This is a genomic window from Defluviimonas salinarum (assembly GCF_026013545.1).
Taxonomy (GTDB): domain Bacteria; phylum Pseudomonadota; class Alphaproteobacteria; order Rhodobacterales; family Rhodobacteraceae; genus Albidovulum; species Albidovulum salinarum.
This window is the reverse complement of sequence record NZ_JAPDOG010000002.1, coordinates 175,929-192,588: the sequence shown is the minus strand read 5'-3', so window position 1 is coordinate 192,588 and position 16,660 is coordinate 175,929. Positions and strand designations below refer to the sequence as shown.

The 16,660-nt window shown below is 63.4% G+C and carries 29 protein-coding genes; all 29 read right to left on the bottom strand.

Annotated features, from left to right (window positions below):
* Positions 1–75 precede the first annotated feature (75 nt).
* Positions 76–1,092, bottom strand: coding sequence for a DNA-directed RNA polymerase subunit alpha (locus tag OM960_RS03275; protein ID WP_263335682.1), 1,017 nt, complete (start codon positions 1,090–1,092; stop codon positions 76–78).
* Between the two features lie 116 nt (positions 1,093–1,208).
* Positions 1,209–1,598 carry a 30S ribosomal protein S11 gene (gene rpsK, locus OM960_RS03270; protein WP_263335683.1) on the bottom strand — a complete coding sequence of 130 codons (390 nt, stop codon included), beginning with the start codon at positions 1,596–1,598 and terminating at the stop codon, positions 1,209–1,211.
* Positions 1,599–1,613: 15 nt separating this feature from the next.
* Entirely contained in the window at positions 1,614–1,982 is a 369-nt protein-coding gene (gene rpsM, locus OM960_RS03265) for a 30S ribosomal protein S13 (protein ID WP_263335685.1), read from the bottom strand.
* A 190-nt stretch (positions 1,983–2,172) separates the two neighbouring features.
* Positions 2,173–2,820, bottom strand: coding sequence for an adenylate kinase (locus OM960_RS03260; RefSeq protein WP_264771057.1), 648 nt, complete (start codon positions 2,818–2,820; stop codon positions 2,173–2,175).
* A 104-nt stretch (positions 2,821–2,924) separates the two neighbouring features.
* The gene (gene secY / locus OM960_RS03255; protein WP_263335689.1) at positions 2,925–4,286 is read right to left on the bottom strand and encodes a preprotein translocase subunit SecY; all 1,362 of its coding nucleotides are present in this window, start codon (positions 4,284–4,286) and stop codon (positions 2,925–2,927) included.
* 102 nt (positions 4,287–4,388) lie between these two features.
* Entirely contained in the window at positions 4,389–4,862 is a 474-nt protein-coding gene (gene rplO, locus OM960_RS03250; RefSeq protein WP_263335690.1) for a 50S ribosomal protein L15, read from the bottom strand.
* A 215-nt stretch (positions 4,863–5,077) separates the two neighbouring features.
* Complete coding sequence (locus tag OM960_RS03245) at positions 5,078–5,518, bottom strand: GFA family protein (protein ID WP_263335692.1); 441 nt, start codon at positions 5,516–5,518, stop codon at positions 5,078–5,080.
* 204 nt (positions 5,519–5,722) lie between these two features.
* Complete coding sequence (locus tag OM960_RS03240; protein WP_263335694.1) at positions 5,723–5,872, bottom strand: hypothetical protein; 150 nt, start codon at positions 5,870–5,872, stop codon at positions 5,723–5,725.
* 225 nt (positions 5,873–6,097) lie between these two features.
* The gene (locus OM960_RS03235) at positions 6,098–6,580 is read right to left on the bottom strand and encodes a GFA family protein (RefSeq protein WP_264771056.1); all 483 of its coding nucleotides are present in this window, start codon (positions 6,578–6,580) and stop codon (positions 6,098–6,100) included.
* Between the two features lie 236 nt (positions 6,581–6,816).
* A complete protein-coding gene (gene rpmD / locus OM960_RS03230) occupies positions 6,817–7,008 on the bottom strand; it encodes a 50S ribosomal protein L30 (RefSeq protein WP_263335700.1) in 192 nt (63 codons plus the stop codon).
* Between the two features lie 12 nt (positions 7,009–7,020).
* Complete coding sequence (gene rpsE / locus OM960_RS03225; protein ID WP_263335702.1) at positions 7,021–7,578, bottom strand: 30S ribosomal protein S5; 558 nt, start codon at positions 7,576–7,578, stop codon at positions 7,021–7,023.
* Positions 7,579–7,701: 123 nt separating this feature from the next.
* On the bottom strand, positions 7,702–8,061 hold the full coding sequence (gene rplR, locus OM960_RS03220) for a 50S ribosomal protein L18 (protein ID WP_263335704.1): 360 nt from the start codon (positions 8,059–8,061) through the stop codon (positions 7,702–7,704).
* A gap of 11 nt (positions 8,062–8,072) precedes the next feature.
* Positions 8,073–8,606, bottom strand: a complete 534-nt coding sequence (gene rplF / locus OM960_RS03215; protein ID WP_264771055.1) for a 50S ribosomal protein L6 — start codon at positions 8,604–8,606, stop codon at positions 8,073–8,075.
* A 10-nt stretch (positions 8,607–8,616) separates the two neighbouring features.
* Positions 8,617–9,015: a 30S ribosomal protein S8 gene (gene rpsH / locus OM960_RS03210; RefSeq protein ID WP_263335707.1), complete on the bottom strand. Its 399-nt coding sequence runs from the start codon at positions 9,013–9,015 to the stop codon at positions 8,617–8,619.
* A 12-nt stretch (positions 9,016–9,027) separates the two neighbouring features.
* On the bottom strand, positions 9,028–9,333 hold the full coding sequence (gene rpsN / locus OM960_RS03205; RefSeq protein WP_263335709.1) for a 30S ribosomal protein S14: 306 nt from the start codon (positions 9,331–9,333) through the stop codon (positions 9,028–9,030).
* 18 nt (positions 9,334–9,351) lie between these two features.
* Positions 9,352–9,912 carry a 50S ribosomal protein L5 gene (gene rplE, locus OM960_RS03200; RefSeq protein WP_263335711.1) on the bottom strand — a complete coding sequence of 187 codons (561 nt, stop codon included), beginning with the start codon at positions 9,910–9,912 and terminating at the stop codon, positions 9,352–9,354.
* Positions 9,912–10,217 (bottom strand): 50S ribosomal protein L24, encoded by a 306-nt coding sequence (gene rplX / locus OM960_RS03195; RefSeq protein WP_263335712.1) that lies wholly within the window; start codon positions 10,215–10,217, stop codon positions 9,912–9,914. The genes rplE and rplX overlap by 1 nt, the downstream gene beginning before the upstream one ends.
* Positions 10,217–10,585, bottom strand: coding sequence for a 50S ribosomal protein L14 (gene rplN, locus OM960_RS03190; RefSeq protein WP_035714274.1), 369 nt, complete (start codon positions 10,583–10,585; stop codon positions 10,217–10,219). The genes rplX and rplN overlap by 1 nt, the downstream gene beginning before the upstream one ends.
* Positions 10,586–10,668: 83 nt before the next feature.
* Positions 10,669–10,902, bottom strand: coding sequence for a 30S ribosomal protein S17 (gene rpsQ, locus OM960_RS03185; protein WP_263335719.1), 234 nt, complete (start codon positions 10,900–10,902; stop codon positions 10,669–10,671).
* A gap of 11 nt (positions 10,903–10,913) precedes the next feature.
* Positions 10,914–11,117, bottom strand: coding sequence for a 50S ribosomal protein L29 (gene rpmC / locus OM960_RS03180; RefSeq protein WP_263335720.1), 204 nt, complete (start codon positions 11,115–11,117; stop codon positions 10,914–10,916).
* Positions 11,118–11,290: 173 nt separating this feature from the next.
* Entirely contained in the window at positions 11,291–11,896 is a 606-nt protein-coding gene (locus OM960_RS03175) for a biosynthetic peptidoglycan transglycosylase (RefSeq protein WP_264771054.1), read from the bottom strand.
* 204 nt (positions 11,897–12,100) lie between these two features.
* Positions 12,101–12,514 (bottom strand): 50S ribosomal protein L16, encoded by a 414-nt coding sequence (gene rplP / locus OM960_RS03170; RefSeq protein WP_263335723.1) that lies wholly within the window; start codon positions 12,512–12,514, stop codon positions 12,101–12,103.
* A gap of 12 nt (positions 12,515–12,526) precedes the next feature.
* On the bottom strand, positions 12,527–13,237 hold the full coding sequence (gene rpsC, locus OM960_RS03165) for a 30S ribosomal protein S3 (protein ID WP_263335725.1): 711 nt from the start codon (positions 13,235–13,237) through the stop codon (positions 12,527–12,529).
* The gene (rplV, locus tag OM960_RS03160; protein WP_263335727.1) at positions 13,237–13,617 is read right to left on the bottom strand and encodes a 50S ribosomal protein L22; all 381 of its coding nucleotides are present in this window, start codon (positions 13,615–13,617) and stop codon (positions 13,237–13,239) included. Before rplV ends, rpsC begins: the two co-directional genes overlap by 1 nt.
* A 3-nt stretch (positions 13,618–13,620) precedes the next feature.
* Positions 13,621–13,899: a 30S ribosomal protein S19 gene (gene rpsS / locus OM960_RS03155; protein ID WP_263335730.1), complete on the bottom strand. Its 279-nt coding sequence runs from the start codon at positions 13,897–13,899 to the stop codon at positions 13,621–13,623.
* 3 nt (positions 13,900–13,902) lie between these two features.
* On the bottom strand, positions 13,903–14,739 hold the full coding sequence (rplB, locus tag OM960_RS03150; protein ID WP_263335735.1) for a 50S ribosomal protein L2: 837 nt from the start codon (positions 14,737–14,739) through the stop codon (positions 13,903–13,905).
* A gap of 119 nt (positions 14,740–14,858) precedes the next feature.
* Positions 14,859–15,155: a 50S ribosomal protein L23 gene (locus OM960_RS03145; RefSeq protein ID WP_263335738.1), complete on the bottom strand. Its 297-nt coding sequence runs from the start codon at positions 15,153–15,155 to the stop codon at positions 14,859–14,861.
* Positions 15,152–15,772 carry a 50S ribosomal protein L4 gene (rplD, locus tag OM960_RS03140; protein WP_263335740.1) on the bottom strand — a complete coding sequence of 207 codons (621 nt, stop codon included), beginning with the start codon at positions 15,770–15,772 and terminating at the stop codon, positions 15,152–15,154. Before rplD ends, OM960_RS03145 begins: the two co-directional genes overlap by 4 nt.
* Positions 15,769–16,650 carry a 50S ribosomal protein L3 gene (gene rplC, locus OM960_RS03135; RefSeq protein WP_264771053.1) on the bottom strand — a complete coding sequence of 294 codons (882 nt, stop codon included), beginning with the start codon at positions 16,648–16,650 and terminating at the stop codon, positions 15,769–15,771. Before rplC ends, rplD begins: the two co-directional genes overlap by 4 nt.
* Positions 16,651–16,660: the final 10 nt, after the last annotated feature.

Genomic DNA, 16,660 nt, shown 5'->3' with positions numbered 1-16,660 from the left:
GCCGTCGGCCCTTGTTTTCCCCGGCATTCCGGGCATTTAGGGGGGCCGTTTAGGCGACGGCCCCCGCAAAGTCAATCAGAACTGGTCTTCGAACCGCTTGGCGAGATCCTCGATGTTCTCCGGCGGCCAGTCCTCGACATCCATGCCGAGGTGAAGGCCCATGCCCGAGAGCACTTCCTTGATCTCGTTGAGCGACTTGCGGCCGAAGTTCGGGGTGCGCAGCATCTCGGCTTCGGTCTTCTGGATCAGATCGCCGATATAGACGATGTTGTCGTTCTTGAGGCAGTTCGCCGAACGTACCGAAAGCTCGAGCTCGTCGACCTTCTTGAGCAGGAGCGGGTTGAACTCCAGCCCCTCGTCGGCCTCGCCCTTCTGCGCCGATTCCGGCTCGTCGAAGTTGACGAAGATGCCGAGCTGGTCCTGCAGGATGCGGGCGGCATAGGCCACCGCGTCGTCCGGCGTCAGCGAGCCGTCGGTCTCGATCTTCATCGTCAGCTTGTCGTAGTCGAGCACCTGGCCCTCACGGGTCGGCTGCACTTCGTACGACACCTTCTTGACCGGCGAGTAGATGGCGTCGATCGGAATGAGGCCGATCGGCGCATCTTCCGGGCGGTTCTTGTCGGCAGCGACGTAGCCCTTGCCGGTGTCGACGGTCAGTTCCATGAAGAGATCCGCGCCCTCGTCGAGGTGGCAGATCACATGGTCCTTGTTCAGAACCTCGATGCCGTTCGACTCAGAGATGTCGCCCGCGGTGACGACGCCCGGCCCCTTGGCGGAGATCGAAAGGCGCTTCGGCCCCTCGACTTCCATCTTGAGCGACACACCCTTTAGGTTGAGCACCACGTCGGTGACGTCCTCGCGCACGCCCGCGATCGAGGAGAACTCGTGCAGGACGTTGTCGATCTGGACGCTGGTGATGGCCGCGCCCTGGAGCGAGGACATCAGCACCCGGCGCAGGGCGTTGCCGAGCGTCAGGCCGAAGCCGCGCTCAAGCGGTTCGGCGACCAGCGTCGCCTGGCGCTGCGGGTCGTTGCCCGGCTTCACGTCAAGCTGCTGCGGCTTGATCAACTCGGCCCAATTCTTGTGGATCATGCGTTCTGCCTCCATACCTGTTCCCGGTCCATGTCCGAAATCCGGGAACGCCCGAGGATAAAAACGAAAGCGACCCGGGCCGCGCTTGCCGCGCGGCCCGGGCTGCAAAAAGCCTGTCAGACGCGGCGGCGCTTCGGCGGACGGCAGCCGTTGTGCGCGATCGGCGTCACATCACGGATCGAGGTGATGTTGAAGCCGACGGCCGCGAGCGCGCGGAGCGCCGATTCACGGCCCGAACCGGGGCCCTGAACCTCGACCTCGAGGGTCTTGACGCCGTGCTCCTGCGCCTTCTTGCCGGCGTCTTCGGCGGCCATCTGGGCGGCGTAGGGGGTCGACTTGCGCGAACCCTTGAAGCCCATCGTGCCGGCCGAGGACCACGCGATGGCGTTGCCCTGGACGTCGGAGATCAGGATCTTGGTATTGTTGAACGAGGAATTCACATGAGCAACGCCGGCGGCGATGTTCTTGCGTTCCTTCTTCTTCATGCGGGTCTTGTCACGAGCCATGTCTCTGCCCTCCCCTTACTTCTTCTTGCCGGCAATGGCTTTTGCCGGGCCCTTGCGGGTGCGGGCGTTGGTGTGGGTCCGCTGACCGCGGACGGGCAGGTTGCGGCGGTGACGCAGGCCACGGTAGCAGCCGAGGTCCATCAGACGCTTGATGTTCATCTGGACTTCGCGGCGGAGATCGCCCTCGACCGTGTAGTTGGCGTCGATATGCTCGCGGATCGCGAGCACTTCGGCGTCCGAAAGCTCGTTCACACGGCGGGTGGTTTCGATGTTGACCGCCTCACAGATCTTGTGGGCAACGTCGTTACCGATGCCGTGGATATACTGAAGGGCGATGGGGACGCGTTTCCCCGTCGGGATGTTGACGCCAGCGATACGTGCCACGCGTTCTGTCCTTTCGTTGCGGTTCCGTAGCGCCGGAACCTTTTTTCACAACAGTGGCCCGAGGGTGCGACACCATCGGGCCGGCTCTTTTCCTGATTGATTCGGTCGGGCCAAAACCCGTCAAATCAAGACGATTCTCAAACGAGACGCCGTGACCTAGTGGGTTTCCCCGCCGAGGTCAAGCCATCGGTCACCGATCCAGCACGGCAGCGACGGATTTCGCAACGTCATCAATCGCAGCCAGCCCGTCGACGGTCGCGAGGTTGCCGGCATGGTAGTAGTAGCCGATGAGCGGCGAGGTCTTCTTGTAGTATTCCATCAGGCGCTGCCTGAGGCTCTCGGCATTGTCGTCGGCGCGGCGCTTGAGGTCGGTCGAGCCGCATTCGTCACACGTCCCCTCGATCTTCGTCGGCTTGGTGGTGTCGTGATAGACCTCGCCGCAGGCACCGCAGGTGAAGCGGCCGGAGATCCGGTCCACGAGGGCCGCGTCGTCCACCCGCATCTCGATCACCGCGTCGAGCGTCTCGCCCTTGCGCGCGAGCAGCGCGCCGAGCGCATCGGCCTGCGCCAGCGTGCGCGGGAAGCCGTCGAAGATGAAGCCGCCGACCTTCTCGCCGTCGAGCTTCTCCTCGATCAGGCCGATGACGATCTCATCCGTCACGAGATCGCCGCGCGCCATGACGTCGGCGACGATCTTGCCCATCTCGGTGCCGGAGTCCTTGGCCTCGCGCAGCATGTCGCCGGTCGAAAGCTGCACCAGCCCGCGTTCCTCCACCAAGCGGCGGGCCTGGGTTCCCTTGCCCGCCCCCGGCGGTCCGAGAAGGATGATATTCGTCATGCGTCCCCCTTTTGTCGCGGGCGGGGTTCAATACGAATCCGCCGTCGAGTCACCGCCCGCATACAATCGGATACCGAACGCCCCGGCAAGAGCCGGGGCGCATGTTAACGACGCGCGGGCGCCTTCTTCGCGCCGCCGCGCTTCTTGCCGCGCAGCTGCGACTTCTCGATCAGCCCCTCGTACTGGTGGGCCAGGAGATGCGACTGGATCTGGTTGATCGTGTCCATCGTGACCGAGACCACGATCAGCACCGAGGTGCCGCCGAAGTAGAACGGGATCGCCAGCTGCGAGCGTAGGATCTCGGGCAGGAGACAGACAGCGGCGAGATAGGCGGAGCCGACCACGAGGATGCGCGCCACGACATAATCGAGATAGTCGATCGTCTTCTGACCCGGCCGGATACCCGGGATGAAGCCGCCCTGGTTCTTCAGGTTCTCGGCCACGTCGTCGGATTTGAACGAGACGTTGGCCGTGTAGAAGTAGGCGAAGAACACGATCATCGCCACGAAGAAGAGAAGATAGAGCGGCTGGCCGGGGCCGAAATAGGCCAGGATCGTCGACATGATCGGCCCGGTCTGCGCCCCCGAGAAGGTCGAGATCGTGGTCGGCAGCAGCAGCAGCGATGAGGCGAAGATCGCCGGGATCACGCCCGCCGGGTTGACCTTGATCGGCAGGTGCGAGGACGAACCATCATAGATCTTCATGCCGACCTGGCGGCGCGGATACTGGATGTGGATCTTCCTCAGCGCGCGCTCCATGAACACGACGAAGGCAATGACCGCGACGATCATGAGGATCACACCGATGATCGCCGGCGCAGAGATCGCGCCGATCCGGCCCTGTTCGAAGAACTGGGCCAGCGCGCCCGGAACTTCGGCGATGATGCCGACGAAGATGATCAGCGAGATGCCGTTGCCGACGCCGCGGGCGGTGATCTGCTCGCCGAGCCACATCAGGAACATCGTGCCGCCGACCAGCGTGATGACGCAGGCCGCCTCGAAGAAGAGGCCGGGATCATGCGCGAGGCTGCCTGCCTCGATGCTCTTGGCAAGGCCGTAAGCCTGGAACGTGGCAAGAAGGACGGTGCCGTAGCGGGTGTACTGGTTGATCTTCTTGCGGCCCTGCTCGCCCTCTTTCTTGAGCTGCTCCAGCGCCGGCACCATCGCGGTTAGAAGCTGGACGATGATCGAGGCCGAGATGTAGGGCATGATGCCGAGCGCGAAGATCCCCATTCGGCCGAGCGCGCCGCCGGTGAACATCTGCAACATGCCGCCAATGCCCTGGCCTGCGCTCTGCATGAACTCCCGCAGCGCGACCGCATCGATGCCGGGCACCGGAATATAGGTGCCGAGGCGGTAGACGATCAGCAGTCCGATGGTGAAGAAGATGCGTTGGCGAAGGTCTGTGGCCTTGCCGAGGGCCCCCCAGCTCAGGTTCGCCGCCATTTGCTCTGCAGCAGATGCCATTCCGGTCTCTCTCATGTGAGAGCGCCGCCGAACCGTTTTCCGGTCGGCGGCGCTTGGAAAACTCGTGCCTATGTAAGCGCCGCGCGGGCTGCCCACAACACCTTATTCGGCCGCAGCCACCGTCGCGACCGAAAGCGAGCCGCCGGCCTTCTCGACCGCTTCGATCGCAGCCTTGGAGGCGCCGGTGACGGCGAGCTTCAGCTTGGCCTTGATCTCACCCTTGGCGAGCACGCGGACGCCGTCGAGCTTGCGGCGGACGACACCCGAGGCAACCAGCACGTCCTCGGTGATCTCGGCCTTTGCGTCGAGCTTGCCGGCATCGACGAAGGCCTGGAGCTGGCCGAGGTTGACCACGGCGAAGGATTTGGCGTTCGGCTTGGTGAAGCCGCGCTTCGGCAGGCGCCGGTAGAGCGGCATCTGGCCGCCTTCATAGCCGCCGATGGCCACGCCCGAACGGGATTTCTGACCCTTGATGCCGCGACCGGCGGTCTTGCCCTTGCCCGAGCCCGGGCCGCGCGCGACGCGCTTGGATTTCTTGGCGGCGCCGGGATTGTCCCGGAGTTCATTCAGTTTCATGTCGCTTCTCCTTGGCCGGAAGAGCCCCGCCAGCGACGGATGGGGCCACACGGCATTTCTTGATTGGTGAATCGGGTCCGGATGGACCACCGGGGGCGTATAGACGGGAAGATGCCGCGATGCAAGACTTGCCTCCACGGGCCGCCGGCAGGCGAGGACGCCGCGAGCATGATGCCACGCGGCGTCCCTTGTCTATGTTGCGAGTGCGAGGTGGCTCATGCCCCCTTCGGCCAAACGAAGCTGGGCTGAAGCCCCTCGTAGACCGGGCGGCCGTCATCGGGCTTCGGGTAGCCTTTCGACTCGTCCCAGAACGCGTGGTAGCTCGCCTTCGGGAACTTCGCGTCGTCGTAGCCCATCACATTCGGCACCGCGACGCGGATGCGCTTTTGCTTGTCGTCGAGCATCAGCACCGCGTTGCACTTCTCGCACAGGCAGATCTCGAGGGGGCCGTTGGGGTTGTCGGCGTTGAACGGCACGCGCTTCATCGCCGCCTCGTTGTCGGTCTTGATGTCGCCGTGGTTGAAGAACGCCACATGGGTCGTGTGCTGCCCGGTGACCTTCTTGCAGACATTGCAATGGCATTCGTGATTGTCGATCGGTTCGGCCGAAACACGCACGGGATGATGTTCGCAGCCGCCGGAATAATGTTGAGACATGGTTCCCCCCTGAGAATCGCTCTGGTGTGACGGATATGCTCCGTAACCACCAGAACGGTGCACCGTAGAAGGGCGCAAGTCTAGCACAGCACCGGGGTCTACGAGAAATCCTTCAGGAAAATCATCGGGTGTCGTCCTTAGCCGCCCCGAACGGAAACGCCCCGGACAAGCCGGGGCGTGTTTCTCCTGCGCGGGACGGTCGGCTCAATAGCCGCGCTTCTGGTCTTCGCGCAGGTAGTCGGTCCAGTACGGGGCCGGCTCGGCAAGCGTGACCGCATTGAGGCGGCCGAGCGTTTCGCGGACGAGGCGGAGCGTGTCCGCGATCAGCCCGGGCGTTTGGGAAAGGGTAAGCATGAGAGTACTTTCTGTGGCCTGTTTGCGTTACCGCATGCATAGGCCGCCGACGCCGGGTCGGCTACAGACAATCCCGAAGGGCCGCATTGCGTCCGGCGCAATGCATGTCGCAGAGCAAATTGGCTCAATCGGAAGCCGTGGCGGTGCGGGTTCCGCGTGTCGCAGATGGTGTCGTGGGATCGCACTGATGCGGGACATGCGTGTTGGTCCGGCGATAAGCCCAGCTTACGGAGCGCCGAAGCGCTCCAGGATCGCCTTCCGTTCGTCAGGGCTTCCGTCTGAGAGAATGTCAATGAAATTATCTTCGTACTTCTCATGCGGAAGCTCGCCCTGCGGGTCGAACCACGGAATCCGGCTCTCGCTTCCATAATGTCGCCGGGGGGAAAGCTCCTCCGGATGATCGAGGCATGCAATCGTGATGATCATCCAGTTCGACCATTCCGCGATAAGCGGTCGGTAAATGAGATACGTGCCGCAATCCTTGCAGAAACCTCGCTCCGCCACGGCCGACGACCGAAAGTACCGGGGCTTGCCGCGGATGATCCGAAACTCGGTTCGCGCAATAAAGGCGCCCGCAATTGCCGGCGCGCCGGCGGCTTTCTGACATGAACGGCAGTGGCAGTAGTGCGGATCATATGGTGGGGCGCTGATTTCATACCGTATAGCGCCGCAAAGGCAGCCGCCGGCGAATGGTGGCGTCGACGTCATGGCGATTTCCCTCCCGTACCGATGGTGCCGCCGATCTTACCTTGGAATCCGAACCTCGGGCTTCCCATCGGTTGCCGGCACGTCCGCAGGTACAACGGTGGAATTGAAGTTTTCGGGGAGCGTGCCGTTTCGACGGACACGTCGGGCCTCGACATGCATTTGTTCAAGTCGCAGCCAATAAAAAAACGCCCCGGTTTCCCGGGGCGTTCCAATCCTCCTCCGAGGATTTCGAGAGGTCAGCCGCGCTCTTCGACGATGGTCACGAGATGCGGGATCTTGTTGACCATGCCGCGCACCGAGGGCGTGTCCTCGAGCTCGCGGGTGCGGTTGATCTTGCCGAGGCCGAGCCCTTTGAGCGTCGCGGCCTGGACGGCGGGACGGCGGGCGGGCGAGGCGATCTGCTTCACGACGATGGTTTTCTTGGCCATGGTCCGGTCTCCTTACGCTTCGGCCGCTTCGGCGGCTTCCGGCTTCTTCAGGATGTCGCCGACCTTCTTGCCGCGACGCTGCGCGACCATGCGGGGGCTCGCTTCCTGCTTCAGACCGTCGATCGTGGCGCGGATCATGTTGTAGGGGTTCTGCGAGCCGAGCGACTTGGCGACGACATCCGCGACACCGAGCATCTCGAACACGGCGCGCATCGGGCCGCCGGCGATGATCCCGGTACCGGCCGGAGCCGTCCGCATCACAACCCTGCCGGCGCCGTGACGGCCCTCGATGTCGTGGTGCAGCGTGCGGCCATCGCGCAGCGGCACGCGAACGAGCGAACGCTTCGCCTGTTCGGTCGCCTTGCGGATCGCTTCCGGCACTTCCTTGGCCTTGCCCTTGCCGAAGCCGACGCGGCCGCGCTGGTCACCGACCACCACGAGTGCTGCGAAACCGAAGCGCTTGCCGCCCTTCACCGTCTTCGACACGCGGTTGATCGCAACAAGGCGATCGGCGAATTCCGGGGTTTCCTCGCGTTCGCGGCGATCCCGGCGCTGTTCTCTCTCTGCCATAAGGCATTCCTTCCGTGATGGCGCGGCATGGCGCCGTTAGGTCCAATCCAGGTGCCCCCGACCGGATCGGGGGCCCGGATCATCGGGGTGGCGCGTCCGTAACGGAAGGCGCCACCCGCATTATCAGAACTTCAGTCCGCCTTCGCGGGCCGCGTCGGCGAGCGCCTTGATCTTCCCGTGGAACAGGAAGCCGCCACGGTCGAAGTAGCAGGCTTCGACGCCGGCCTTCTTCGCCCGCTCGGCGATCGCCGCGCCGATCTTCTTCGCCGCTTCGACGTTGTTCTTGCCGACGACACCCAGATCCTTCTCGAGGCTGGAGGCCGAGGCGAGCGTCACGCCGTTGACGTCGTCGATCAGCTGGACGCTGATGTTCTTGGAGGAGCGATGAACCGAGAGACGCGCGCGCCCGTCGGCCATCTTGCGAAGCTTGTTCCGGACGCGCAGGCGGCGCTTGAGGAACAGTTCCCGTTTGCTGTTTGCCATTGTCCCGGTCCTTACTTCTTCTTGCCTTCCTTGCGGAAGATGAACTCGTTCTTGTACTTGATGCCCTTGCCCTTGTAGGGCTCGGGAGCACGCCATTCGCGGATATTGGCCGCGACCTGGCCGACGAGCTGCGGGTCGATCCCCTCAACGACGATCTCGGTCTGCTTCGGGGTCGTGACGGTCACGCCCTGCGGGACCTCGAAGTTCACCTCGTGGCTGTAGCCGAGCGACAGTTTCAGGACATTGCCCTGCATCGCGGCCCGGTAGCCGACGCCGTTGATCTCGAGTTCCTTCTTGAAGCCCTTGGTCACGCCTTCGACGAGGTTCGCCACCATGGAGCGCGACATGCCCCACTGCTGGCGCGCCCGCTTCGAGGTGCCGCGCGGCTTCACCAAGATTTCGTTGCCTTCGAGCGTGATCGTCACGTCGTCGGTCGCGGTGAACGAAAGCGCGCCTTTCGGGCCCTTCATGTCAACCTGCTGACCCGACACCGTGGCGGTGACGCCGGCGGGAACGGTTACGGGTTTCTTGCCAATACGAGACATCGAACCCTCCTTAGAACACGGTGCAGAGCACTTCGCCGCCGACATTGGCGCTCCGTGCGGCTGCATCCGACATCACGCCCTTCGGCGTGGAGACGATGGAGACACCCAGGCCCTGGCGGACCGACGGGATCTCCTTGACGCCGGCATAGACCCGGCGGCCCGGCTTCGAGACGCGCTTGATCTCGCGGATCACCGGCGTGCCTTCGAAGTACTTGAGGCTGATTTCCAGCTCCGGCTGGCCATTGGCCGCCGTCGCAGTTTCATAACCCCGGATATAGCCCTCGTCCTTGAGCACATCGAGCACCCAGGCGCGGAGCTTGGAGGCCGGCGTGCGGACGGTGGACTTGCCGCGCATCTGCGCGTTGCGGATGCGGGTCAGCATATCGCCGAGAGGATCGTTCATCGACATATCTCGACCTCCTTACCAGCTCGACTTCACCATGCCCGGGATCTGCCCCATCGAGGCGAGATCGCGCAGCATGATGCGGCTGAGCTTGAGTTTGCGGTAATAGGCGTGCGGACGGCCCGTCAGCTGGCAGCGGTTGTGGATCCGCGTCGCCGAGGAGTTGCGGGGCAGCTTCGCCAGTTTCATCGAGGCCTTGAAGCGCTCTTCCATCGGCTTCGACTGGTCTTCGATGATTTCCTTCAGTGCGGCGCGCTTGGCGGCGTATTGCTCGACCAGCTTGGCGCGCTTCACTTCGCGGTTCACCATGGATTTCTTAGCCATATCGTCGTTCCTCCGCGATCAGCTGGTGAAGGGCATGTTGAATTGCTTCAACAGCGCCTTCGCTTCCGCGTCAGTTTTCGCGGTGGTGCAGATGATGATGTCCATGCCGAGAACTTCGTCGACCTTGTCAAAGTCGATCTCGGGGAACACGATGTGTTCCTTCAGGCCCATCGCGTAGTTGCCGCGGCCGTCGAACGAGGAGCCCTTGACGCCGCGGAAGTCGCGGACGCGCGGCAGCGCGATCGTGATCAGGCGGTCGAGGAATTCGTACATCCGGTCGCCGCGCAGCGTGACCTTGGTGCCGAGCGGCATCTCTTCACGGACGCGGAAGCCGGCGATCGACTTCTTGGCCTTGGTGACGACGGCCTTCTGACCGGCGATGAGCGTGAGCTCCTCGGAGGCCTGCTTGACCTTCTTGGTGTCCTTCACGGCCTCGCCGACGCCCATGTTGAGAACGATCTTCTCAAGCTTCGGGATCTGCATCTCGTTCTTGTAGGAGAATTCCTCCTTCAGAGCGGCGCGGATCTTGTCCTTGTAGGCGGCCTTGAGGCGCGGGGTGTAGTTGGCTGCGTCGAGCATCAGATCACGTCCCCCGTGGTCTTGGCGAAACGGACCTTCTTGTCGCCTTCCATGCGGAAGCCGACGCGGGTCGCTTTGCCGTTCTTGTCCATGAGCGCGAGGTTCGACAGATCGACCGGCATCGCCTTCGGCTGGCGGCCGCCCTGGCTCTGCTGGGTCTGGCGCTGGTGGCGGATGGCGATGTTGATGCCCTCGACCACGGCCTTGTTGGCCTTGGGATCAACGGACTGGATTTCGCCCTGCTTGCCCTTGTCCTTGCCGGCAAGGACGACGACGGTGTCGCCTTTTTTCAGTTTCGCAGCCATCAGAGCACCTCCGGAGCCAGCGAGATGATCTTCATGAAGTTCTTGGCGCGCAGCTCGCGCACGACCGGCCCGAAGATACGGGTGCCGACCGGTTCGCCCTGGTTGTTCAGGATGACGGCGGCGTTGCGGTCGAAGCGGATCGACGTGCCGTCTTCGCGACGGACTTCCTTGGCGGTGCGCACGACGACGGCCTTGCGGACGTCACCTTTCTTCACGCGGCCGCGCGGGATGGCTTCCTTGACCGACACCACGATGATGTCGCCGACGCTGGCGTAGCGGCGGTGGGAACCACCCAGGACCTTGATGCACTGAACCCGGCGCGCGCCGGAGTTGTCAGCGACATCCAGATTGGTCTGCATCTGGATCATTTGGTTTCTCCCGACCTTTGGGGTTTGTTCCGGTCGTCCGGACCCCCAGGGTTTCGTTCAGAAGGAGGACGTGGGGTTAGGCCTCAGGCCTCCGTCACGACCGTCCAACGCTTGGTCTTCGAGATCGGCGCGCACTCTTCGATGCGAACGGTGTCACCGACCTTGAACTGGTTCTGCGCGTCATGGGCGCGGTACTTCTTCGACTTCCGCACGGTCTTGTGCAGCAGCGGGTGCTTGAAGCGACGCTCGACGAGGACGGTGATCGTCTGCTCGTTCTTGTCCGAGGTCACGACGCCTTGCAGGATACGTTTGGGCATGTCTCGTTTCCTCAGTTCGCCGCCGCTTCAGCGGCTTTCTGGTTCAGGACCGTCTTGATGCGGGCGACGTCGCGGCGGACGGCGCGCATGCGGGCGGTGTTCTCGAGCTGGCCGGTGGCCTGCTGGAAGCGGAGGTTGAAGGCCTCCTTCTTGAGCGCGACAAGCTCGTCACGGAGCTGGTCGGGCGTCTTCGCGTTCAGTTCCTGGGCGTTCATTTCGCCGATCTTCCTTTCAACATCACCGGAAGGCCCTTGCGGGTGACCTGATGCCCGGTGGAGTCAATGATGGACCCACGAATCCGGGAGCCCGGAATCGCAGGATGCGTTCCTATAAGGGAGGGGGGAGGACAGGGCAAGGGAAAGTTTGATTGGCCTACAGTGAAGGTGCGTCACTTCAGTTCGCAGCCTTGCGCGGGCTGGCGAATACCCAGGGACGTATCGGCAGCATCGGTGGCTTCAGATACAGTCAGGAATCCCGCCTCTTGCATCTTGTTGAGTACCTGATTTCGCCTTTCCATCGCTTTTTCAGGCACACGAATAGGATCATATTTCATCGGAGTTTGGACGAGAGCGGCCAGCAAGGCGTAGTCCTGAACATCCAAATCGCCTACGTCCTTGCCGAAATACGCCTTGCCAGCCGAGGGAAAACCAAAACAGAAATTGCCCAGCCAGACTTCTTGAGCGTACCAATTCAAGATTTCGGAATGCGTCAGTTCGCGAGCCATGATCGTGGCATTGTGAAACGCGGTGATCCTGAACAGAAGCGACCGCATGACAACAACGATATAGCGCTTCCCGAGCTGGATCGTGATCGTTGAGTTCTGAGCGGGCTTTGAAAAGAATTCGGGATCTTCCGCCGCCACTATCGCGTTTAGTGCAACTTCGGGGATCGACACCCAGGTTTTAGCATGTTCTTCAAAGTCCGACCGAACTTCTTCCGTTGTAAGCAACGGCACGTTTGCTTTTTCAGCACACGCTTGCTCAGCGAACGACATGACAAGAACCGTAGCCACGCACCAGATATGGGCTTTCCGAAGCGACCGAGAAGCTTTGATAGTGTGCGTCATTACGAATGCCTGAAACTCAACCCTTCTAACACCCAACACCCGCCCACCACAATCCATAGGAGAATATTCCCATTGTTCGGTTAAAAAAAAGCGCGCCTCGCGGCGCGCTTTGTTCGTTTCATTCGGTCGGCTTTACCAGTCTTCGCGCACGACGACGCGAGTCTTGACCGGGAGCTTCATCGAGCCGAGGCGGAGCGCCTCGCGGGCGATGGTCTCGTTCACGCCGTCGATCTCGAACATGATCCGGCCCGGCTTGACCTTGGCCGCCCAGAAATCGACGGAGCCCTTGCCCTTACCCATCCGGACTTCCGTCGGCTTCGACGACACCGGGGTGTCCGGGAAGACGCGGATCCAGACCCGGCCCTGACGCTTCATGTGGCGGGTGATCGCGCGGCGGGCCGCTTCGATCTGCCGCGCGGTGATGCGCTCGGGCTCGGTTGCCTTGAGGCCGAAGCCGCCGAAGTTCAGTTCAAAACCGCCCTTGGCTTCGCCGTGGATCCGGCCCTTGTGCTGTTTGCGGAACTTTGTCCGTTTCGGTTGCAGCATCTTTTCTACTCCTTACCGGGCGTCGCGGCGCGGGCCGCGCGGAGCCGGGCCTTCCTGGGCCTCTCCCGCCTTGCGGTCGTGGGCCTGGGGGTCATGCTCCATGATCTCGCCTTTGAAGATCCAGACCTTCACGCCGATGATCCCGTAGGGGGTCGTCGCTTCGGCCAGAGCATAGTCGATGTCGGCGCGCAGCGTGTGCAGCGGAACGCGACCCTCGCGGTACCATTCGGTCCGGGCGATCTCGGCGCCGCCGAGACGACCGGCGACGTTCACTCGGATCCCGAGCGCGCCCATGCGCATCGAGTTCTGCACGCCACGCTTCATCGCGCGGCGGAACGAGACCCGGCGCTCGAGCTGCTGGGCGATCGACTCGGCCACCAGCATGGCGTCCAGTTCCGGCTTGCGGACCTCGACGATGTTGAGGTGCAGCTCGCTGTCGGTGAAGTTCGCCAGCTTCTTGCGCAGCGTCTCGATGTCCGCGCCCTTCTTGCCGATGATGACACCGGGACGGGCGGTATGGATCGTGACGCGGCACTTCTTGTGCGGACGTTCGATGATGACCTTCGAGACGCCGGCCTGCTTGCACTCCGCATGGATGAAGTCGCGCATCTTGAGGTCTTCAAGAAGCAGGTTGCCGTAGTCTTTCTTGTCGGCGTACCAGCGGCTGTCCCAGGTGCGGTTGACCTGGAGGCGCATGCCAATCGGATTGACCTTCTGACCCATTACGCTTGCTCCTCGACTTGCCGCACCTTGATGGTCAGCTCGCTGAACGGTTTCATGATCTTGCCGAACCGACCCCGGGCACGCGGGCGGCCGCGCTTGAGGGTGATGTTCTTGCCGACATAGGCTTCGGCGACGACGAGACCGTCGACGTCGAGCCCGTGGTTGTTCTCGGCGTTCGCGATTGCCGACTGCAGGCACTTGCGCACGTCCTCGGCGATCCGCTTCTTGGAGAAGGTCAGGTCGGCGAGCGCCTTCTCGACCTTCTTGCCGCGGATCATCGCGGCGACGAGGTTCAGCTTCTGCGGCGAGGTGCGAAGCATCTTGGACTTGGCCATCGCTTCGTTGTCGGCCACGCGGCGCGGATTCTTTTCCTTGCTCATGGCTTACTTCCTCTTGGCTTTCTTGTCGGCGGCGTGACCGTAGTAGGTCCGCGTCGGCGAGTATTCACCGAACTTCTGGCCGATCATCTCCTCAGTCACGTTGACCGGGATGTGCTTGTGACCGTTGTAGACCCCGAACGTGAGGCCGACGAACTGCGGCAGGATGGTGGAGCGGCGCGACCAGATCTTGATCACTTCCGATTTGCCCGAGGCTTGCGCCTTTTCCGCCTTCTTCAGAAGGTAGGAATCGACGAAGGGGCCCTTCCAGATAGAACGAGACATGGATTAACGCCCTTTCTTCGTGTGGCGCGACCGGACGATGTACTTGTCCGTCTTCTTGTTCGACCGGGTGCGGTTGCCCTTGGTGCCCTTGCCCCACGGGGTAACCGGGTGACGGCCACCGGAGGTCCGGCCTTCGCCGCCGCCGTGCGGGTGGTCGATCGGGTTCATCGCGACGCCGCGGACGGTCGGGCGGATGCCCATGTGCCGCTTGCGGCCGGCTTTCCCGAGGTTCTGGTTCGAGTGGTCGGCGTTCGACACCGCGCCGACGGTCGCCATGCATTCCTGGCGGACCATGCGCAGCTCGCCCGAGGAGAGGCGGATCTGGGCGTAGCCGCCGTCACGGCCGACGAACTGGGCATAGGTGCCCGCGGCGCGCGCGATCTGACCGCCCTTGCCGGGCTTCATCTCGACGTTGTGAACGATCGTGCCGATCGGCATGCCGGAGAAGGGCATCGCGTTGCCGGGCTTCACGTCGGTCTTGGCGCCGGCGATGACCTGGTCGCCCACGCCGAGGCGCTGGGGGGCGAGGATGTAGGCCTGCTCGCCGTCCTGGTAGCGAACCAGCGCGATGAAGGCGGTGCGGTTCGGGTCGTATTCGATCCGTTCCACGGTCGCCGGGACGTCGAACTTGCGACGCTTGAAATCAACGATGCGGTAGAGGCGCTTCGCCCCGCCGCCCTTGTGCCATGAGGTGACACGTCCGGTGTTGTTCCGGCCGCCCGTCTTGGTCAGACCCTCGGTGAGGGCCTTGACCGGGCGACCTTTCCAAAGCTCCGAACGGTCGATCAGAACCAGCCCACGCTGGCCCGGCGTCGTCGGTTTATACGACTTGAGTGCCATGCTCTCTGTCTTCCGTAGCTTTGGACCTGTCGGTCCGTTGGGTGTAGGGCCCCGAAGGTCCCCGGTTTAGAAAATCGAGCGGCCCCGGAACCCGGGGCCGCGAGATTCGGCGCCTTCTATCAGAGCCCCGAAGAGACGTCGATAGTGTTCCCCTCTTCGAGGGTCACATAGGCCTTCTTCACGTCGCTCCGCACGCCGGGCTGGCCGCGGAAGCGCTTGGTCTTGCCCTTGGTGACGGTGGTGTTGACCGCCTTCACCTTCACGCCGAAGACCGCCTCGACCGCTTCCTTGATCTGCGGCTTGGTCGCATCCTTGGCCACCTGGAAGACGACCGCTCCGGCCTCGGAGGCCATGGTCGCCTTTTCGGTGATCAGGGGCTTCACGATCACGTCGTAGTGTTCAGCTTTCGCGCTCATTTCAGGCGAGCCTCCAGAGCTTCGACACCCGCCTTCGTGAGCACGAGCGTGTCACGCTTGAGGATGTCATAGACATTGGCGCCCATCGAGGGCAGCACATCAATGCCCTGGATGTTCGCGGCGGCGCGGGCGAAGTTCGCATCCACCTCGGCGCCGTCGATGATCAGGACGCGCTTCCAGCCGAGTTCCTTCGCCGCCTTGGCGAGGGCCGCGGTCTTGGCTTCCTTCATGTCGAGCGAGTCGAGGATGATGAGCTGGCCAGCCCCGGCCTTCGCCGACAGCGCGTGCTTCAGACCGAGCGCCCGGAACTTCTTCGGGAGGTCATGGGCGTGGCTGCGCGGGGTCGGGCCCTTGTAGGTGCCGCCGTGACGGAAGGTCGGCGCCTTGCGGGACCCGTGGCGAGCGCCGCCGGTGCCCTTCTGGCGGTAGATCTTCTTGGTCGAGTACGACACGTCCGACTTGCCGAGGACCGAGTGGGTGCCCTGCTGCGCTTTCGCGCGCTGCCAGCGCACGACGCGGTGCAGGATGTCGGCGCGCGGCTCGAGCCCGAAGATCTCGTCGGAGAGATCGATCGAGCCAGCCTTGCCGGCGTCGAGCTTGATCACATCGAGTTTCATTCTTTCTCTCCTTCGGGCGCGGCATCGCCGGACTGCTCGCCTTCGCCGGCAGCCTTCTCGGCCTTGATCGCCTCTTCGGCGGCCTTCAGCGCGGCTTCCTGTGCGGCGGCTTCGGCTTCGGCAGCGGCGAGACGCGCGGCTTCTTCCTCGGCGGCGGCGGCGGCAGCGGCCTCTTCAGCGGCCTTGCGGGCGGCGTCGGCGGCGGAGCGCAGCGCGGCGGGCAGGATGACGTTCTCGGGCAGCGGCTTCTTCACCGCGTCCTTGATCGTGACCCAGCCACCTTTCGAGCCCGGAACCGAGCCCTTGACCATGATCAGGCCGCGGTCGCTGTCGGTGCGCACGACCTGCAGGTTCTGCGTGGTCACGCGGACGGCGCCGAGATGGCCGGCCATCTTCTTGCCCTTGAACACCTTGCCGGGGTCCTGGCACTGGCCGGTGGAGCCATGCGAACGGTGCGAGATCGACACGCCGTGCGAGGCGCGCAGACCGCCGAAGTTGTGACGCTTCATCGCACCGGCGAAGCCCTTACCGATCGAGGTGCCGGCGATGTCGACGAACTGACCCTCGAAATAGTGGTCGGCGGTGATTTCCTCGCCCACTTCGATCAGGTTTTCCGGCGACACCCGGAACTCCGCGACCTTGCGCTTCGGTTCCACCTTCGCCTTGGCGAAGTGGCCCCGCATCGCGGCCGTGGTGCGCTTGGCCTTGGCGGTGCCGGCACCGAGCTGGACGGCCGAATAGCCATCCTTCTCGGCCGTGCGCTGCGCCACGACCTGCAGGTTGTCAAGCTGGAGAACGGTGACCGGAACCTGGCGGCCGTCCTCGAGGAAGAGCCGGGTCATGCCCAGCTTCTTTGCGATCACTCCAGAGCGCAACATGGTCGGTGCC

Bases quoted from the DNA above. Each gene is read 5' to 3' on its own strand.
- OM960_RS03275 (WP_263335682.1), bottom strand. From the start codon at position 1,092: ATGATCCACAAGAATTGGGCCGAGTTGATCAAGCCGCAGCAGCTTGAC.
- rpsK (WP_263335683.1), bottom strand. From the start codon at position 1,598: ATGGCTCGTGACAAGACCCGCATGAAGAAGAAGGAACGCAAGAACATC.
- OM960_RS03260 (WP_264771057.1), bottom strand. From the start codon at position 2,820: ATGACGAATATCATCCTTCTCGGACCGCCGGGGGCGGGCAAGGGAACC.
- secY (WP_263335689.1), bottom strand. From the start codon at position 4,286: ATGGCATCTGCTGCAGAGCAAATGGCGGCGAACCTGAGCTGGGGGGCC.
- rplO (WP_263335690.1), bottom strand. From the start codon at position 4,862: ATGAAACTGAATGAACTCCGGGACAATCCCGGCGCCGCCAAGAAATCC.
- OM960_RS03245 (WP_263335692.1), bottom strand. From the start codon at position 5,518: ATGTCTCAACATTATTCCGGCGGCTGCGAACATCATCCCGTGCGTGTT.
- OM960_RS03240 (WP_263335694.1), bottom strand. From the start codon at position 5,872: ATGCTTACCCTTTCCCAAACGCCCGGGCTGATCGCGGACACGCTCCGC.
- OM960_RS03235 (WP_264771056.1), bottom strand. From the start codon at position 6,580: ATGACGTCGACGCCACCATTCGCCGGCGGCTGCCTTTGCGGCGCTATA.
- rpmD (WP_263335700.1), bottom strand. From the start codon at position 7,008: ATGGCCAAGAAAACCATCGTCGTGAAGCAGATCGCCTCGCCCGCCCGC.
- rpsE (WP_263335702.1), bottom strand. From the start codon at position 7,578: ATGGCAGAGAGAGAACAGCGCCGGGATCGCCGCGAACGCGAGGAAACC.
- rplR (WP_263335704.1), bottom strand. From the start codon at position 8,061: ATGGCAAACAGCAAACGGGAACTGTTCCTCAAGCGCCGCCTGCGCGTC.
- rplF (WP_264771055.1), bottom strand. From the start codon at position 8,606: ATGTCTCGTATTGGCAAGAAACCCGTAACCGTTCCCGCCGGCGTCACC.
- rpsH (WP_263335707.1), bottom strand. From the start codon at position 9,015: ATGTCGATGAACGATCCTCTCGGCGATATGCTGACCCGCATCCGCAAC.
- rpsN (WP_263335709.1), bottom strand. From the start codon at position 9,333: ATGGCTAAGAAATCCATGGTGAACCGCGAAGTGAAGCGCGCCAAGCTG.
- rplE (WP_263335711.1), bottom strand. From the start codon at position 9,912: ATGCTCGACGCAGCCAACTACACCCCGCGCCTCAAGGCCGCCTACAAG.
- rplX (WP_263335712.1), bottom strand. From the start codon at position 10,217: ATGGCTGCGAAACTGAAAAAAGGCGACACCGTCGTCGTCCTTGCCGGC.
- rplN (WP_035714274.1), bottom strand. From the start codon at position 10,585: ATGATCCAGATGCAGACCAATCTGGATGTCGCTGACAACTCCGGCGCG.
- rpsQ (WP_263335719.1), bottom strand. From the start codon at position 10,902: ATGCCCAAACGTATCCTGCAAGGCGTCGTGACCTCGGACAAGAACGAG.
- rpmC (WP_263335720.1), bottom strand. From the start codon at position 11,117: ATGAACGCCCAGGAACTGAACGCGAAGACGCCCGACCAGCTCCGTGAC.
- OM960_RS03175 (WP_264771054.1), bottom strand. From the start codon at position 11,896: ATGTCGTTCGCTGAGCAAGCGTGTGCTGAAAAAGCAAACGTGCCGTTG.
- rplP (WP_263335723.1), bottom strand. From the start codon at position 12,514: ATGCTGCAACCGAAACGGACAAAGTTCCGCAAACAGCACAAGGGCCGG.
- rpsC (WP_263335725.1), bottom strand. From the start codon at position 13,237: ATGGGTCAGAAGGTCAATCCGATTGGCATGCGCCTCCAGGTCAACCGC.
- rplV (WP_263335727.1), bottom strand. From the start codon at position 13,617: ATGAGCAAGGAAAAGAATCCGCGCCGCGTGGCCGACAACGAAGCGATG.
- rpsS (WP_263335730.1), bottom strand. From the start codon at position 13,899: ATGTCTCGTTCTATCTGGAAGGGCCCCTTCGTCGATTCCTACCTTCTG.
- rplB (WP_263335735.1), bottom strand. From the start codon at position 14,739: ATGGCACTCAAGTCGTATAAACCGACGACGCCGGGCCAGCGTGGGCTG.
- OM960_RS03145 (WP_263335738.1), bottom strand. From the start codon at position 15,155: ATGAGCGCGAAAGCTGAACACTACGACGTGATCGTGAAGCCCCTGATC.
- rplD (WP_263335740.1), bottom strand. From the start codon at position 15,772: ATGAAACTCGATGTGATCAAGCTCGACGCCGGCAAGGCTGGCTCGATC.
- rplC (WP_264771053.1), bottom strand. From the start codon at position 16,650: ATGTTGCGCTCTGGAGTGATCGCAAAGAAGCTGGGCATGACCCGGCTC.